Source organism: Streptomyces gamaensis, from assembly GCF_042656465.1.
Taxonomy (GTDB): domain Bacteria; phylum Actinomycetota; class Actinomycetes; order Streptomycetales; family Streptomycetaceae; genus Streptomyces; species Streptomyces gamaensis.
The window spans coordinates 151,656-165,441 of sequence record NZ_JBHSPB010000013.1 but is presented as its reverse complement, the minus strand read 5'-3'; the positions used below and the strand labels follow the sequence as shown (position 1 = coordinate 165,441).

The window sequence follows — 13,786 nt, the reverse complement described above, 5'->3', positions numbered from 1 at the left end:
GTCCTCAGTGGCCGGAGGTGGCCTTCAGGCCCACGACCGCCACCAGCAGCAGGGAGATGAAGAAGATCCGGGCCGCGGTCACCGGCTCGCCCAGCACCACCATCCCGAGCACCGCCGCGCCCGCCGCGCCGATACCGACCCACACCCCGTAGGCCGTGCCGATCGGCAGGGTCCGCGAGGCCTGCGCGAGCAGCAGCATGCTCGCCACGATCCCGGCGACCGTGAACACGCTCGGCCACAGCCGCGTGAACCCGTCGGTGAACTTCATGCCGACCGACCAGCCGACCTCCAGCAGGCCGGCGAGCGCGAGCAGGATCCATGCCATGACGGCACCTCCGTGGAAAGAGTCCTCACAGGGGGTGCGTCGTCTTGTCCTGCCCGGTACGGCGCGTCTCGTCGGGTACCTACGACCGTAGCAAACAGCCCGGGCAGAGAGCCCGGGTACGGAGCCGCTACAGGTACAGACCGGTGGAGTCCTCCGAGCCCTCCAGCCGCTCCGCGGCCACCGCGTGCAGGTCGCGCTCGCGCATCAGCACATAGGCGATGCCGCGCACCTCGACCTCGGCGCGGTCCTCGGGGTCGTACAGCACCCGGTCGCCCGGCTCCACCGTGCGCACGTTCTGCCCGACGGCCACCACCTCGGCCCAGGCCAGCCTGCGGCCCACCGCCGCCGTGGCAGGGATGACGATGCCGCCGGTCGACCGGCGCTCGCCCTCGGGGATGTCGGTCCGGACCAGCACACGGTCGTGGAGCATCCGGATGGGCAGCTTGTCGTGGGAGTTCGTACTCACGCTCATGACCGTACCCGGCCCGGCCGGGCGGGAAGGCCACGGGGCGGGGAAGCGGGGATGTGAGCCGCGTCCCTGGACGGGGCCGCCGGCCGCCTCCGCACGGCCGTCACGCGTCGTCGTGCCGGCGCCCCGCGCGCAGCAGTCCGACGACGCCCACGGCCAGCAGGCCCGCCGCCGCGATCCGCTCCAGACGCGGGGCACCGTCCTCGGTCAGCAGGTGGGCGCGCACGCCCGAGGCGAGCCGCTGCGCGGCCTCGCAGGCCCGGCCCTTGACGTGGTCGGCCTTCGCGGCCACGGTCGCCCTCGCGTCGCCGATGATCGTCTGCGGGTGCAGACGCACACCGATCTCGTCGAGCGTCACGGCGAGCTCGTTCCGCCTGCGGGCGATGTCCGCCTCGATCTGCGCAGGGGTCCTGGCATCCGACACCGCGCTGCCTCCGTCGTCTCGAAAAGAGTGATGATGAGTGTGATGACGACAGTCTGTCAGCTCGCGCGACGCTCGTCCCCGCGGCACCCCCGATCGGGGACTTGACTAGGCTCGGCGCCGGGGTCCCGCACGCCGCGCGGCGCCCCGTAAGACGCCCGGCCGGCGCACCGGCCGACGCCACCGACCGAGGAGAGCCATGAGCGAGCGACTGCAGCCCGGCGACACCGCCCCCGCCTTCACCCTGCCCGACGCGGACGGCCGGCAGGTCTCCCTCGCCGACCACAAGGGCCGCAAGGTCATCGTCTACTTCTACCCCGCCGCCCTGACCCCCGGCTGCACCAAGCAGGCCTGCGACTTCACCGACAACCTCGGCTTCCTCGCCGGACACGGCTACGACGTGATCGGGATCTCCCCCGACAGGCCGGAGAAGCTCGCGAAGTTCCGCGAGAAGGAGGACCTGAAGGTCACGCTGCTCGCCGACCCGGACAGGACGGTCCTCGAAGCGTACGGCGCCTTCGGCGAGAAGAAGCTCTACGGCAAGACCGTCACCGGCGTGATCCGCTCCACGGTGATCGTCGGCGAGGACGGCACGGTCGAGCGGGCCCTGTACAACGTCAAGGCCACCGGACACGTCGCCAAGATCATCAAGGACCTGGGGCTGTAACCCCGGCGGCCCCGGCGGGGCTCTCCCCGGGCCCGTCCTCGGCCTCCGGCAGTTCGAGGACGGCCCGGGCGCCGCCGCCCTCCGCCTCACCGAACTCCAGCCGCGCCCCGAGCACCACCGCCTGCCCCACGGCGATCGTCAGCCCCAGGCCGTGCCCGGTGCCGCGCTCCGGGGCGGCCGTCCGGAAGCGGCGCGGGCCCTGGCTGACCAGCTCCGGCGGATAGCCCTCGCCGTGGTCGCGGACGACGATGCGGGTGTCCTCGACGGTGACCTCGATGGGCGGTCTGCCGTGCTTGGCCGCGTTGGCGAGGATGTTGACGAGGATCCGCTCCACGCGGCGCGCGTCGGTGGCCACGATCCGGCCCTCGCCCACCACCTCGACCCGTACGTCGTCGACGCCGCGCTGCCCCTGGGCCCGCTTGACGATGCCGCGCACGAGCGAGGGCAGCTCGACCGGGTCGAGCTGGGCCCGCTCCACCCCGGAGTCGAGCCGGGAGACCTCCAGCAGGTCCTCCACCAGCGAGCGCATGGTCTGGGCGCGTTCGCGCACCATCTCCACCGCGCGCGGGTGCGGCAGCAGCTCCGCCGAGGCGACCAGCCCGGCGACGGGCGTGCGCAGCTCGTGCGCCACGTCCGCGGTGAACTCGCGCTCCGCCTGCACCCGGGCCGCCAGCGAGGTCGCCATCAGATGCACGGAGCGGCCCAGTTCGGCGACCTCGTCGCGGCCCGCCGTCACCAGCGCGTCGGTGTCCGGGGGGCCGCCCTCGGCGATCTGCCGGGCCGCCGCCGCGCTGTGCCGCAGCCGCCGCGAGAGGCTCTGCGCGACGAACCAGGCGACGACCGCCATCAGCGCCACCGTCGCGACCCCGGCCACCACCAGCGCCTTGTCGAGGGCCGGCATGGGGTCGCGGTCCGGGTAGGGGGCCGACACGGACAGGATCTTGTCGTCGGCGACCGCGGTCGCCGCCCAGACGCGCGGATCGCTGCCGCCGCTGATGTACGTGCCGGAGCGGCCCTTGGAGACGGCCTGCGCGAGCGGCAGCGGCAGCGCGGAGTCGTCGAGCTGGGCGCCGAGCGCGAGCACGCTGTCGCGCTGGTAGATCTGCAGGGCCGAGCTGAGCAGCCCGTCCTGGAAGGCGCGCGCCTGCTGGTCGCGGCCCACGGCGGAGAGGTGGTGCACGCCCACGCCGAGCACCACGACGGCCAGCGCCGTCACGAAGGAGATCGCCAGCGCGATCCGGCCCCGGATCCCCATCACACGATCGTGTAGGTCTCGGACGGGTCCCCGAAGGGCGTGGCCCCGGTGTAGTCCACTTCGAGCTCGGTGAAGGCCGTCATCCCGTCGACGGTCCGCGCCCCGTACAGCCGCAGCCGGGCGGGGAAGGAGACCGGGACGGCCCCGCTGTTGGCGCCCCCGGAGACCTGGACGACACCGCTGCCGCTGGCGCCCTCGGCCGTGTAGCGGGTCCACTTGATATTGCTGGCCACCACGCCGGCGTTGGAGCAGTTCAAGGTGATGATCTCCGGCTCCACGATCGGCTCGCCCAGTCCGCACTCGCGCACCCCGGGCACCCCGGCCTCGCGCGGCAACGCGGCCTCCGCGCGCGCCTCCTGCGTGGCGCGGCCCGGCCCGGCCTTCTGCACGGCCGCCGTCCGGGGCGCCTCACCCACCGCGTCCGCCTGGCTCTTGAGCTGGGCCAGCCACACCCCGCCTGCGGCGACGACGGCCAGCGCGGCGACGATCACCACCACGGTGCCCGCACGGGCCCGACGCGGCACGGCACGCTCGGCCATCGGCCTCTCTTCCTCGTGGATCCCTGCGACGGGAGCAACTTCGAACAAGGGGGGTCCGGCTGTGCGGTCCCACGCTCTGAGGGACGGTGAAATCGGGCCGCGCGTTCCCTTCGTGGGCATATCCGGTCGGCCGGGTTCCGGGTACGGGCCGGGCACGGCGCCGGTGGGCCGCCGCCGCCCCGGCCCAACTGCCACTGTCCGGGCGGCGGCTGAGCCCGCGACGGCCGTTCGGCCACCCCAGCCCCACGCGCCGCGGCCGCCCAGTACGATGGCCTCGCCGGGCGGCCGTGGTGGAATTGGCAGTCACGCTGGGTTTAGGTCCCAGTGGGGTAACACCCGTGAGGGTTCGAGTCCCTCCGGCCGCACCATTGTTCTCTGTTCTCTTGTCGCTCCCGCGCGGGTGTCGCTCCCGCGCGGGCCCGCGCTCAGAGCGCCAGCAGTTCCCGTACGACGGGCACCAGGGCCCGGAAGGCCTTGCCGCGGTGGCTGATCGCGTTCTTCTCCTCCGCCGTCAGCTCGGCGCACGTGCGCGTCCCGCCCAGGGGCTGCAGCACGGGGTCGTACCCGAAGCCGCCCGAGCCCGCCGGGGCGTACCGCAGCGTGCCCTCCAGCCGGCCCTCGACGACGCGCTCGGTGCCGTCGGGGAGCGCCAGGGCGGCCGCGCACGCGAAGTGGGCGCCGCGGTGGCCTTCGTCGATGTCGGCGAGCTGGGCGAGGAGCAGTTCGAGATTGGCCCGGTCGTCCCCGTGCCGGCCGGCCCAGCGGGCGGAGAAGATCCCGGGGGCTCCGCCGAGGACGTCCACGCACAGCCCGGAGTCGTCGGCCACGGCCGGAATCCCCGTGGCCCGGGCGAGGGCATGCGCCTTCAGCAGGGCGTTCTCGGCGAAGGTGACGCCGGTCTCCTTGACGTCGGGAATCTCGGGATACGCGTCGGCACCGACGAGTTCGACATCGAGACCGGCCCCGGAGAGGATCGCCCGGAGCTCGGCGATCTTGCCGGTGTTGCGGGTGGCGAGGATCAGGTGCTGCGTGGGACTCATGCGGCGATTATCGCCGCCCCCGGCCCGGCGCCGTGGGGCCGGGCCCTGGGCCTGCGGCCCGGAGACGGCGCCGGGCAGGGGGCGCGCGACGCTCCCGGGGGGTGCGGGCGCGCTGCCGGTGCTGGGCGCACGGCGTGGGGCAGCCGGCCGTGAGCCTGCGCCCGGAAAAGGCCGCGCGGTGCGCGAGACACGCGCACCCGCCGCCCGGCGCGTACGTGGCGTGGCCACAGGCACCAGCCGGCGCCGGGCTCACCGGCGAGCAACAGGGCCCGAGTGCACCGCAGCGGTCCCCGGGCCCGTAGCGCCGGACGGCCGCACGGCGTGCGCACCCGGCTCACGAGCCGGCACGGCGCGTCGTGCGCCCGGCGCCCGATGCGGGACACCGGGCGCAGCCCGGAAACGGTTCGGGGTTCAGCCCAGGGTCTTCTCCAGCGCTTCGCGCTGGACCGCGGCGAGGTTCGTGCAGCCGTGGACGGCCAGGTCGAGGAGGGCGTTGAGTTCCTCGCGGGCGAAGGGTTCGGCCTCGGCGGTGCCCTGGACCTCGACGAAGCGGCCGTCGCCGGTGCAGACGACGTTCATGTCGGTGTCGGCGCGCACGTCCTCCTCGTAGCACAGGTCGAGGAGGGGGACGCCGTCGACGATGCCGACGCTGACGGCGGAGACGGTGCCGGTGAGCGGCTTGCGGCCGTTCTTGACCAGTTTGTTGGCCTGGGCCCAGGCGACGGCGTCGGCGAGGGCGACGTAGGCGCCGGTGATGGCGGCGGTACGGGTGCCGCCGTCGGCCTGCAGCACGTCGCAGTCGAGGACGATCGTGTTCTCGCCGAGGGCCTTGTAGTCGATGACGGCGCGCAGGGAGCGGCCGATGAGGCGGGAGATCTCGTGCGTCCGGCCGCCGATCTTGCCGCGTACGGACTCGCGGTCGCCGCGCGTGTTCGTGGAGCGGGGCAGCATCGCGTACTCGGCGGTGACCCAGCCCTCGCCGCTGCCCTTGCGCCAGCGGGGCACGCCTTCGGTGACGCTGGCGGTGCACAGCACCCTGGTGTCGCCGAAGGAGACGAGGACGGAGCCCTCGGCGTGCTTGCTCCAGCCGCGCTGGATGGTCACGGGGCGGAGCTGGTCGGGGGTGCGGCCGTCGATACGAGACATGGGCCAGAGCCTATCGGGAACGTGAAGGGCCCCGTTCCGGTCCGTCGGTGCGAACCGGCCACGGGGCCCTGCACAGGGTCGCCGGGTCAGCGACTCACATCATGTCCTCGATCTCGCCGGCGATCGGGTCGGCGTCGGTGCCGATGACGACCTGGATGGCGGTGCCCATCTTGACGACGCCGTGGGCGCCGGCGGCCTTGAGCGCGGCCTCGTCGACGAGGTCGGGGTCGTTGACCTCGGTGCGGAGACGGGTGATGCAGCCCTCGATCTCCTCGATGTTGTCGATCCCGCCGAGCCCGGCGACGATCTTCTCAGCCTTGCTGGCCATGCGCACTCCTGGTTGTCTCGGCCCTCGGCGCCCTCGCCGACCGGGCTTTCACACGTTAACCCACGTTCAGCCCAACTACGCGGGCGTTCGTCCGCCATCTGACGAAAGATGGCGACCACCCGGTACCGCGTTCCGGGGCACGGAACACACAGCACCGCAATGGTCTACACCAGTATGCGGCAAGGCGCCGGGCGGACCGCCGCCGGGGCGCCCGGCCGGGAGGATGCGGATGAGCGCGAACGCCGCGGCCGCCGCGCCGCAGGGAAAGCCGCGGGGGAAGTGGACACAGGCCCTGCTGGCGAACCTGCAGAAGATGGGCCGCAGTCTCCAGCTGCCGATCGCGGTGCTGCCGGCGGCGGGCATCCTCAACCGGCTGGGCCAGCCGGACGTGTTCGGCGCGGACGGGCTGGGCTGGACCGACGTGGCGAAGGTCTTCGCGGGCGCGGGCGGCGCGCTGCTGGACTCGGCGCTCGGGCTGCCGCTGCTGTTCTGCGTGGGTGTCGCGATCGGCATGGCGAAGAAGGCGGACGGTTCGACGGCGCTGGCCGCGGTGGTGGCCTTTCTCGTCTACTTCTCCGTCCTGCACCAGTTCCCGCTGGACTGTCCGCACGAGGCGCACTTCAGTGGGGCGGGGCTGTGGGGCGGGGTGTGCGTGACGGGCGCGGGCCGGGCCTCGCCGGCGAGTTTCCAGAACCCGGGGGTGTTCGGCGGCATCGTGATCGGGCTGCTGAGCGCCTGGTTCTGGGTGCGTTTCCACCGGGTCAGGCTCGTCGACTGGCTCGGTTTCTTCAACGGCCGCCGGCTGGTGCCGATCCTGATGTCCTTCGTCGCGCTGGCCTTCGCTGTGGTGTGCCTGTGGATCTGGCCGCCGATCGGTGACGCGCTGACGGCTTTCAGCCACTGGCTGTCGGATCTGGGGGCGGCGGGCTCGGGCCTCTTCGGGGTCGCGAACCGGGCGCTGCTGGTGGTCGGCCTGCACCAGTTCCTCAATACCTTCATGTGGTTCCAGTTCGGCTCGTACACCAAGCCGGACGGCACGGTCGTGCACGGCGACATCAACCGTTTCCTCGCGGGCGATCCGCACGCCGGCCAGTTCACCTCCGGTTTCTTCCCGGTGATGATGTTCGCGCTGCCGGCGGCGGCGCTGGCCATCGCGCACTGCGCGCGCCCGCACCATCGCAAGGCGGTCGGCGGCATGATGCTCTCGGTGGGTCTGACCTCGTTCGTCACCGGCATCACCGAGCCGGTCGAGTACTCGTTCCTCTTCATCGCCCCCGCGCTGTACGCGGCGCACGCCCTGCTCACCGGTGTCTCGATGGCGGTGACCTGGGGGCTGGGGGTGCACGACGGCTTCAGTTTCTCGGCCGGGCTCATCGACTACGTGATCAACTGGGGGCTGGCGACGAAGCCTTGGCTGATCATTCCGATCGGGCTCGTTCTCGCGGCCGTCTACTACGTGCTTTTCCGGTTCGCGATCACCAAGTTCGACCTGCCGACTCCGGGGCGGGAACCCGAGGAAGTGGCCGAGGAGATGGAGCGGGAGAATATTCGCTAGCGTTCGGCCCCAGGTGTGGTTCAGGCCACTCGGAACGATGGATTCCTTTACCCGCGCTTCACGTGCTACAACAGGTCTAAACCACTGAGTGGTGTAGACCAAAGCCGGCCGTCCCCTTCCCCCGAGCGCCGGCCTCACCTGGAGGAATCCGATGAGTAAGGCCAGCGCGCCCGCGGCCGAGAAAAAGGCCCTCGGAAAAAGCGCCATGGCGATCGCCCAGCGCATCGGCCGCAGCCTCATGCTGCCGGTCGCCGTGCTGCCGGCCGCCGCCCTGATGGTCCGCCTCGGCCAGGACGACATGCTGGGCCGCGAGTCGTTCCCGGCGTTCCTCACCAGGATCGCCGAGTTCCTCTCCGCCGGCGGCGGCGCCCTCCTGGACAACATGCCGCTGCTGTTCGCGGTGGGTGTCGCGATCGGCTACGCGAAGAAGTCGGACGGCTCCACCGCCCTCGCGGCCGTGGCCGGTTACCTCGTCTTCCAGAAGGTCCTCGGCACCTTCACCGACAGCAGCCTGCCGAAGAAGGAGGCCGTGGTCGACCACAAGGTCGCCATGGTGGAACAGACCGTCGACGCCAAGGTGCTCGGCGGCATCGTGATGGGCCTCGTGGTCGCGCTGCTGTATCAGCGCTTCTCCAAGACCAAACTCCCCGACTGGCTGGGCTTCTTCGGCGGCCGCCGTCTGGTGCCGATCCTGTCGTCCTTCGCGGGCCTGCTCATCGCCATCGTCTTCGGCTACATCTGGCCGGTGCTCGGCACGGGTCTGCACAACTTCGGTGAGTGGCTGGTCGGTTCGGGCGCGGTCGGCGCCGGTATCTTCGGTGTCGCCAACCGCGGTCTGATCGCGATCGGCATGCACCACCTGCTCAACTCCTTCCCCTGGTTCCAGGCCGGTTCCTTCGACGGCCCCAAGGGCACCGTCAACGGCGACATCGCCCGCTTCCTCGCCGGCGACCCGAGCGCCGGACAGTTCATGACCGGCTTCTTCCCGATCATGATGTTCGCGCTGCCGGCCGCGTGCCTGGCGATCGTGCACTGCGCCCGCCCGGAGAACCGCAAGGTCGTCGGCGGCATGATGGCCTCGCTCGCGCTCACCGCCTTCGTCACCGGCGTGACCGAGCCCATCGAGTTCACCTTCATGTTCGTCGCCCCGGTCCTCTACGCGGTGCACGCGGTACTCACCGGTGTCTCCATGGCGCTGACCTGGGCGCTGGGCATGAAGGACGGCTTCGGCTTCTCGGCCGGCGCGATCGACTTCCTGCTCAACCTCGGTATCGCCACCAAGCCGTGGCTGCTGGCCCTGGTGGGTCTGTGCTTCGCGGCGGTCTACTACGTGGTGTTCCGCTTCGCGATCATCAAGTTCAACCTCAAGACCCCGGGCCGCGAGTCCGAGGAGGAGTCCGCCGAGCTCAAGGCGTGACCCCCACGAGGGCGTGAACGAAGGGCCCCCGGAACCGCACGGTTCCGGGGGCCCTTTTCCGTATCCGCCCTCAGACCTCGTACACCGCGCCCGCCGTCGCCAGCTCCACCGGCCCGGTGTAGGCGGCGCGGGCGTCGCGGAGGTTGGCCAGCGGGTCGGTCCACGGCGGGACATGGGTGAGCACGAGCCGGCCCGCCCCCGCGCGGGCCGCGTGCTCCCCGGCCTCCCGGCCGTTGAGGTGCAGGTCCGGGATGTCCTCCTTGCCGTAGGTGAAGGACGCCTCGCACAGCAGCAGATCGGTCCCCTCGGCCAGATCGCTCAGCGCCGCGCAGGGCCCGGTGTCACCGGAGTAGACCAGTGACGCCCCGTTGTGCTCGACGCGGAAGGCGAAGGCCTCCACGGGGTGGCGCACCCGGTCGGTGCGCACGGTCATCGGACCGACCTTGAAGGTGCCGGGGGCCAGGGTGCGGAAGTCGAAGACCTCGCTCATACAGCTCTGATCGGGGATGTCGCCGTAGGCGGTGACCAGCCGCTCCTCGGTGCCCTCGGGCCCGTAGACGGGGATGGGCTCGGCACGGCCGCCCTCGTGCCGGTAGTAGCGGGCCACGAAGTAGCCGCACATGTCGATGCAGTGGTCCGGATGCAGATGGGAGAGCAGGACCGCGTCGAGGTCGTACAGACCGATGTGGCGCTGCAGCTCGCCGAGGGCACCGTTGCCCATGTCGAGGAGCAGCCGGAAGCCGTCGGCCTCGACGAGGTAGCTCGAACAGGCCGAATCCGCGGACGGGAACGAGCCCGAGCATCCGACGACGGTGAGCTTCATACGGGCCTGAACCTCCGTGGGCCGGTGACGGGGGGCCATGGTCCGTCGAGCGTAAGGCGCGGACCGTACGGCCGCTCCTCCACGGGGTGGGGTTGTGGCTGAAGTCACCGGTACGGGCCCTTCTGCCCGCCGGGGCGCCCGGTACGCGCGAGGGTTTGCGGGCCGGGGGCCCGCGCACCGTATGGCCCGTACACGAACCCGTACGGGACGGGGCCCGGCGGCCCTGACGGCCGGCCGTCAGGCCCAGAGCTGCCCGTGCAGCGCCTCGACCGCGGCCTCGGTCGTGGGCGCGGTGTACACCCCGGTGGACAGATACTTCCAGCCACCGTCGGCGACGACGAAGACGATGTCGGCGCGCTCCCCCGCCCGCTCGGCCTTGCGGGCCGTCCCGAGCGCGGCGTGCAGCACGGCGCCGGTGGAGATGCCCGCGAAGATGCCTTCCTCGGCGAGGAGTTGGCGGGTGCGGCGCACCGCGTCCTCGGAGCCCACCGAGTAGCGGGTGGTGAGCACGGAGGCGTCGTACAGCTCGGGCACGAAGCCCTCGTCGAGGTTGCGCAGCCCGTAGACCAGGTCGTCGTAGCGCGGCTCGGCGGCGACGATGCCCACCCCGGGCACATGCTCGCGCAGATAGCGGCCGACGCCCATCAGGGTGCCGGTGGTGCCCAGCCCGGCGACGAAGTGGGTGATCTCCGGGAGGTCGGCGAGGATCTCGGGCCCGGTCGTGGCGTAGTGGGCGCCCGCGTTGTCGGGGTTGCCGTACTGGTAGAGCATCACCCAGTCCGGGTGCCGCTCGGCCAGTTCCTTCGCGACGCGCACGGCCGTGTTGGAGCCGCCGGCGGCGGGCGAGGGGACGAACTCCGCGCCCCACATGGCGAGCAGTTCGCGCCGCTCCCGGCTGGTGTTCTCCGGCATGACGCACACGATGCGGTAGCCCTTGAGCTTGGCCGCCATGGCCAGGGAGATACCGGTGTTGCCGGAGGTGGGCTCCAGGATCGTCGCGCCCGGCGTGAGACGGCCCGCGCGCTCGGCCTGCTCGATCATGTGCAGGGCGGGGCGGTCCTTGACGGAGCCGGTGGGATTGCGGTCCTCCAGCTTGGCCCAGATCCGCACCGAGTCCGAGGGCGAGAGCCTCGGCAGACGCACGAGCGGGGTGTTGCCGACGGCCGCCAACGGGCTGTCGTAGCGCACGGATCAGACCGCCCCGCCGGCCACGGCCGGGAGGATCGTGACGCTGTCGCCGTCGCCGAGCGCGGTGCCGAGGCCGCCGAGGAAGCGGACGTCCTCGTCGTTGAGGTAGACGTTGACGAAGCGGCGCAGCTCGCCGCTGTCGTCGACGAGGCGCTCGCGGATGCCCGGGTGGCGCGTCTCCAGGTCCCTCAGCAGCTCGTCGAGCGTGGCCCCGGCACCCTCGACGGCCTTCTGCCCGTCGGTGTGGGTGCGCAGGATGGTCGGGATGCGGACCTCGATGGCCATGGTGTGCGGCTCCTGTGTCGAAGGACGGGCGGGCACCTGGGAGAACGACCAGCGCATCGTATCGATTCCCTGTGCGCGCCCCGGAAGTTCGTCCCGGCATCCGGGACGGTCCGTCTCAGCGGGCAGTACGCTCCTGCGGTGCGCGGCGGGGGTCAGTACGCGTCGACGACGCGTACGTCCTCCTCGGTGACCCGGCCGTCGACGATACGGAACGAGCGGAACTGGAAGGGTCCGGCGTCGTCGGCGTCGGCCGTGGAGACCAGGACGTAGTGCGCGCCGGGCTCGTTCGCGTAGGAGATGTCGGTGCGCGAGGGGTGGGCCTCGGTGGCGGTGTGGGAGTGGTAGATGACGACGGGTTCCTCGTCCCGGTCGTCCATCTCCCGGTAGAGCCGCAGGAGATCGCCGGAGTCGAACTCGTAGAAGGTGGGCGAGCGCGCGGCGTTGAGCATGGGGACGAACCGCTCGGGCCGGTCGGTGCCGGCCGGTCCCGCGACCACGCCGCACGCCTCGTCGGGGTGGTCGGCGCGGGCGTGCGCGACGATCTGCTCGTACAGGGCCTGCGTGATGGTCAGCATGCCCCCACCCTACGGAAGGGGCTCGGCGCCCGGCCGACGCGGGTGACGAACTGCACGCGCGGTGCGCGGCGTTGGGGACGGAAAAGCCCGTGGGCCCGTCCGTACCCCAGTGGTACGGACGGGCCCTCGGGCACCGAGTCCCGCGCGGCGTCCTACGCCGCCTTCTCGACCTCCGGGACCGTGTAGTCCCGGCGTGCGAAGGCCAGCGGGTTGCGCTTCTTGAGGACCAGGTACGACACCCACACGATCGCCGCCCACAGGGGCGCGCAGTACAGCGAGATCCGCGCGTCCTCGTCGATGCCCATGAGGACGATCACCAGGCCGATGAAGGCGAGCGCGAACAGGCTGGTCCACGGGGCGCCCGGGGCGGGGAAGGACGAGCGGGGCAGCTCGCCGCGGTCCGCCCGGCGGCGGTAGCGCAGATGCGCCACCAGGATCATGATCCAGGCCCACATGCCGGAGATCGTGGCGAAGGAGACGACGTACGTGAACGCCTGCCCCGGCCACTGGTAGTTGATCCACACGCCGACGAGCATCAGCGCGGCGGAGAAGGTGGTGCCGCGCAGCGGCAGCCCGCGCTTGGACAGCGCGGCGAAGAACTTCGGGCCCTGGCCGTTGAGCGCGAGGTCGCGCAGCATCCGGCCGGTGGAGTACATGCCGGAGTTGCAGGACGACAACGCCGCGGTGAGGACCACGAAATTGACGATGCCCGCGCCGGCCGGCAGCCCGATCTTCGCGAACGCCTCGACGAACGGGCTCTTGCCGGGCACGAATTCGGTCCACGGCACCACGGAGAGAATGATGACGAGCGCCCCGATGTAGAAGACGGCGATGCGCCACGGCACGGTGTTGATGGCCTTGGGCAGGGTCTTCTTCGGGTCCTTGGCCTCGCCCGCGGTGACGCCGACGAGCTCGACGGCGAGGAAGGCGAACATCACGATCTGGAGCGTCATCAGCGTGCTGCCGATGCCGTTGGGCACGAATCCCCGGTGCGACCAGAGGTTGGCGAAGGAGGCGGTGTCCCCGGCGTCCGAGAAGCCGAGGGTGATCACGCCGATGCCGATCAGGATCATGCCGATGATGGCGGTGACCTTGACCATGGAGAACCAGAACTCCAGCTCGCCGAAGAGCTTCACGGAGATCAGGTTGACGAGGTAGAGCACGACCGTGAAGGCCAGTGCCGAGACCCACTGCGGAATGCCGTGGTTCCAGTACTGCACATAGGTGGCGGCGGCGGTGACCTCGGTGATGCCGGTGACGACCCAGAACAGCCAGTACGTCCAGCCCGTCGCGTAGCCCCAGAACGGGCCGAGGAATTCCCGCGCGTAGTCGGAGAAGGAGCCCGAGACCGGGCGGTACATGAGCAGCTCACCGAGCGCCCGCATGATGCAGAAGATGACGAGCCCGGCTATCGCGTACGCCAGGATCAGGCTCGGGCCCGCCTTGGATATGGCCTTGCCCGCGCCGAGGAAGAGCCCGGTGCCGATCGCGCCGCCGATGGCGATCATCTGGATCTGCCGGTTGCCCAGCCCCCGCTGGTAACCCTCGGAAGCTTCCCTGCCGCTTCCGTCCTGCCCTGCGGACCCCGGGTTCTTCGCCGGGCTGTCCGCGACCTGCTCAGAGGTCATGGTGGTGCGCCTTTCTCCATACCGGTCGGCGCGCACGGGCGCGGACCGGGTCCAGATCCCCCCGGATGGAGTCCTGCAAGTGCCGACGGTCGGCCGGCGAAGCGCTCCCGCCGTGACATGGGTGG

At 71.4% G+C, this 13,786-nt stretch carries 16 protein-coding genes, 1 tRNA gene and 1 riboswitch; of the genes, 4 read left to right on the top strand and 13 right to left on the bottom strand.

Features of this window, described 5'->3' with window-relative positions; all coding sequences use genetic code 11:
• Positions 1-4: 4 nt before the first annotated feature.
• The 3 genes from ACFP1Z_RS21835 to ACFP1Z_RS21825 all read right to left on the bottom strand — a co-directional run bounded on the left by ACFP1Z_RS21835 (position 5) and on the right by ACFP1Z_RS21825 (position 1,218).
• The gene (locus tag ACFP1Z_RS21835; RefSeq protein WP_390318536.1) at positions 5-325 is read right to left on the bottom strand and encodes a DMT family transporter; all 321 of its coding nucleotides are present in this window, start codon (positions 323-325) and stop codon (positions 5-7) included.
• A 33-nt stretch (positions 326-358) separates the two neighbouring features.
• Positions 359-422, bottom strand: a riboswitch (guanidine-III (ykkC-III) riboswitch).
• 30 nt (positions 423-452) lie between these two features.
• Positions 453-797: a GroES family chaperonin gene (locus ACFP1Z_RS21830; RefSeq protein ID WP_390318534.1), complete on the bottom strand. Its 345-nt coding sequence runs from the start codon at positions 795-797 to the stop codon at positions 453-455.
• Between the two features lie 100 nt (positions 798-897).
• Complete coding sequence (locus tag ACFP1Z_RS21825; RefSeq protein WP_390318532.1) at positions 898-1,218, bottom strand: DUF3618 domain-containing protein; 321 nt, start codon at positions 1,216-1,218, stop codon at positions 898-900.
• Positions 1,219-1,414: 196 nt separating this feature from the next.
• Here ACFP1Z_RS21825 and bcp point away from each other — a divergent pair, with 196 nt between their 5' ends.
• On the top strand, positions 1,415-1,882 hold the full coding sequence (gene bcp / locus ACFP1Z_RS21820; protein ID WP_390318531.1) for a thioredoxin-dependent thiol peroxidase: 468 nt from the start codon (positions 1,415-1,417) through the stop codon (positions 1,880-1,882).
• On the opposite strand, the gene ACFP1Z_RS21815 is transcribed toward bcp, so the two are convergent.
• Positions 1,863-3,137 carry a HAMP domain-containing sensor histidine kinase gene (locus ACFP1Z_RS21815; protein ID WP_390318529.1) on the bottom strand — a complete coding sequence of 425 codons (1,275 nt, stop codon included), beginning with the start codon at positions 3,135-3,137 and terminating at the stop codon, positions 1,863-1,865. The two genes, bcp and ACFP1Z_RS21815, sit on opposite strands and share 20 nt — an antisense overlap.
• Positions 3,137-3,676 carry a hypothetical protein gene (locus tag ACFP1Z_RS21810; RefSeq protein WP_390318528.1) on the bottom strand — a complete coding sequence of 180 codons (540 nt, stop codon included), beginning with the start codon at positions 3,674-3,676 and terminating at the stop codon, positions 3,137-3,139. The genes ACFP1Z_RS21815 and ACFP1Z_RS21810 overlap by 1 nt, the downstream gene beginning before the upstream one ends.
• Positions 3,677-3,957: 281 nt before the next feature.
• Between ACFP1Z_RS21810 and ACFP1Z_RS21805 the strand changes: the two genes are divergently transcribed.
• Positions 3,958-4,044, top strand: a tRNA-Leu gene (locus ACFP1Z_RS21805).
• Positions 4,045-4,101: 57 nt separating this feature from the next.
• Here ACFP1Z_RS21805 and rdgB read toward each other — a convergent pair.
• From rdgB to ACFP1Z_RS21790, 3 genes are all read right to left on the bottom strand, one after another.
• On the bottom strand, positions 4,102-4,716 hold the full coding sequence (gene rdgB, locus ACFP1Z_RS21800) for an RdgB/HAM1 family non-canonical purine NTP pyrophosphatase (RefSeq protein ID WP_390318526.1): 615 nt from the start codon (positions 4,714-4,716) through the stop codon (positions 4,102-4,104).
• Positions 4,717-5,127: 411 nt separating this feature from the next.
• Positions 5,128-5,862, bottom strand: a complete 735-nt coding sequence (rph, locus tag ACFP1Z_RS21795; RefSeq protein ID WP_390318524.1) for a ribonuclease PH — start codon at positions 5,860-5,862, stop codon at positions 5,128-5,130.
• 94 nt (positions 5,863-5,956) lie between these two features.
• The gene (locus ACFP1Z_RS21790) at positions 5,957-6,190 is read right to left on the bottom strand and encodes a PTS sugar transporter subunit IIB (RefSeq protein WP_390318522.1); all 234 of its coding nucleotides are present in this window, start codon (positions 6,188-6,190) and stop codon (positions 5,957-5,959) included.
• A 229-nt stretch (positions 6,191-6,419) separates the two neighbouring features.
• Between ACFP1Z_RS21790 and ACFP1Z_RS21785 the strand changes: the two genes are divergently transcribed.
• Together ACFP1Z_RS21785 and ACFP1Z_RS21780 are read left to right on the top strand one after the other, a co-directional pair.
• Entirely contained in the window at positions 6,420-7,745 is a 1,326-nt protein-coding gene (locus tag ACFP1Z_RS21785) for a PTS transporter subunit EIIC (protein WP_390318520.1), read from the top strand.
• Positions 7,746-7,896: 151 nt separating this feature from the next.
• The gene (locus tag ACFP1Z_RS21780; RefSeq protein ID WP_390318518.1) at positions 7,897-9,162 is read left to right on the top strand and encodes a PTS transporter subunit EIIC; all 1,266 of its coding nucleotides are present in this window, start codon (positions 7,897-7,899) and stop codon (positions 9,160-9,162) included.
• A gap of 70 nt (positions 9,163-9,232) precedes the next feature.
• On the opposite strand, the gene ACFP1Z_RS21775 is transcribed toward ACFP1Z_RS21780, so the two are convergent.
• The 5 genes from ACFP1Z_RS21775 to ACFP1Z_RS21755 form a co-directional block, all read right to left on the bottom strand.
• A complete protein-coding gene (locus tag ACFP1Z_RS21775) occupies positions 9,233-9,985 on the bottom strand; it encodes an MBL fold metallo-hydrolase (protein WP_390318516.1) in 753 nt (250 codons plus the stop codon).
• A gap of 237 nt (positions 9,986-10,222) precedes the next feature.
• Positions 10,223-11,173, bottom strand: coding sequence for a PLP-dependent cysteine synthase family protein (locus ACFP1Z_RS21770; RefSeq protein ID WP_390318514.1), 951 nt, complete (start codon positions 11,171-11,173; stop codon positions 10,223-10,225).
• 3 nt (positions 11,174-11,176) lie between these two features.
• The gene (locus tag ACFP1Z_RS21765) at positions 11,177-11,458 is read right to left on the bottom strand and encodes a MoaD/ThiS family protein (protein WP_390318512.1); all 282 of its coding nucleotides are present in this window, start codon (positions 11,456-11,458) and stop codon (positions 11,177-11,179) included.
• A 152-nt stretch (positions 11,459-11,610) separates the two neighbouring features.
• A complete protein-coding gene (locus ACFP1Z_RS21760; RefSeq protein ID WP_390318510.1) occupies positions 11,611-12,033 on the bottom strand; it encodes a M67 family metallopeptidase in 423 nt (140 codons plus the stop codon).
• A 152-nt stretch (positions 12,034-12,185) separates the two neighbouring features.
• On the bottom strand, positions 12,186-13,661 hold the full coding sequence (locus ACFP1Z_RS21755; protein WP_390318508.1) for an amino acid permease: 1,476 nt from the start codon (positions 13,659-13,661) through the stop codon (positions 12,186-12,188).
• Positions 13,662-13,786 lie beyond the last annotated feature (125 nt).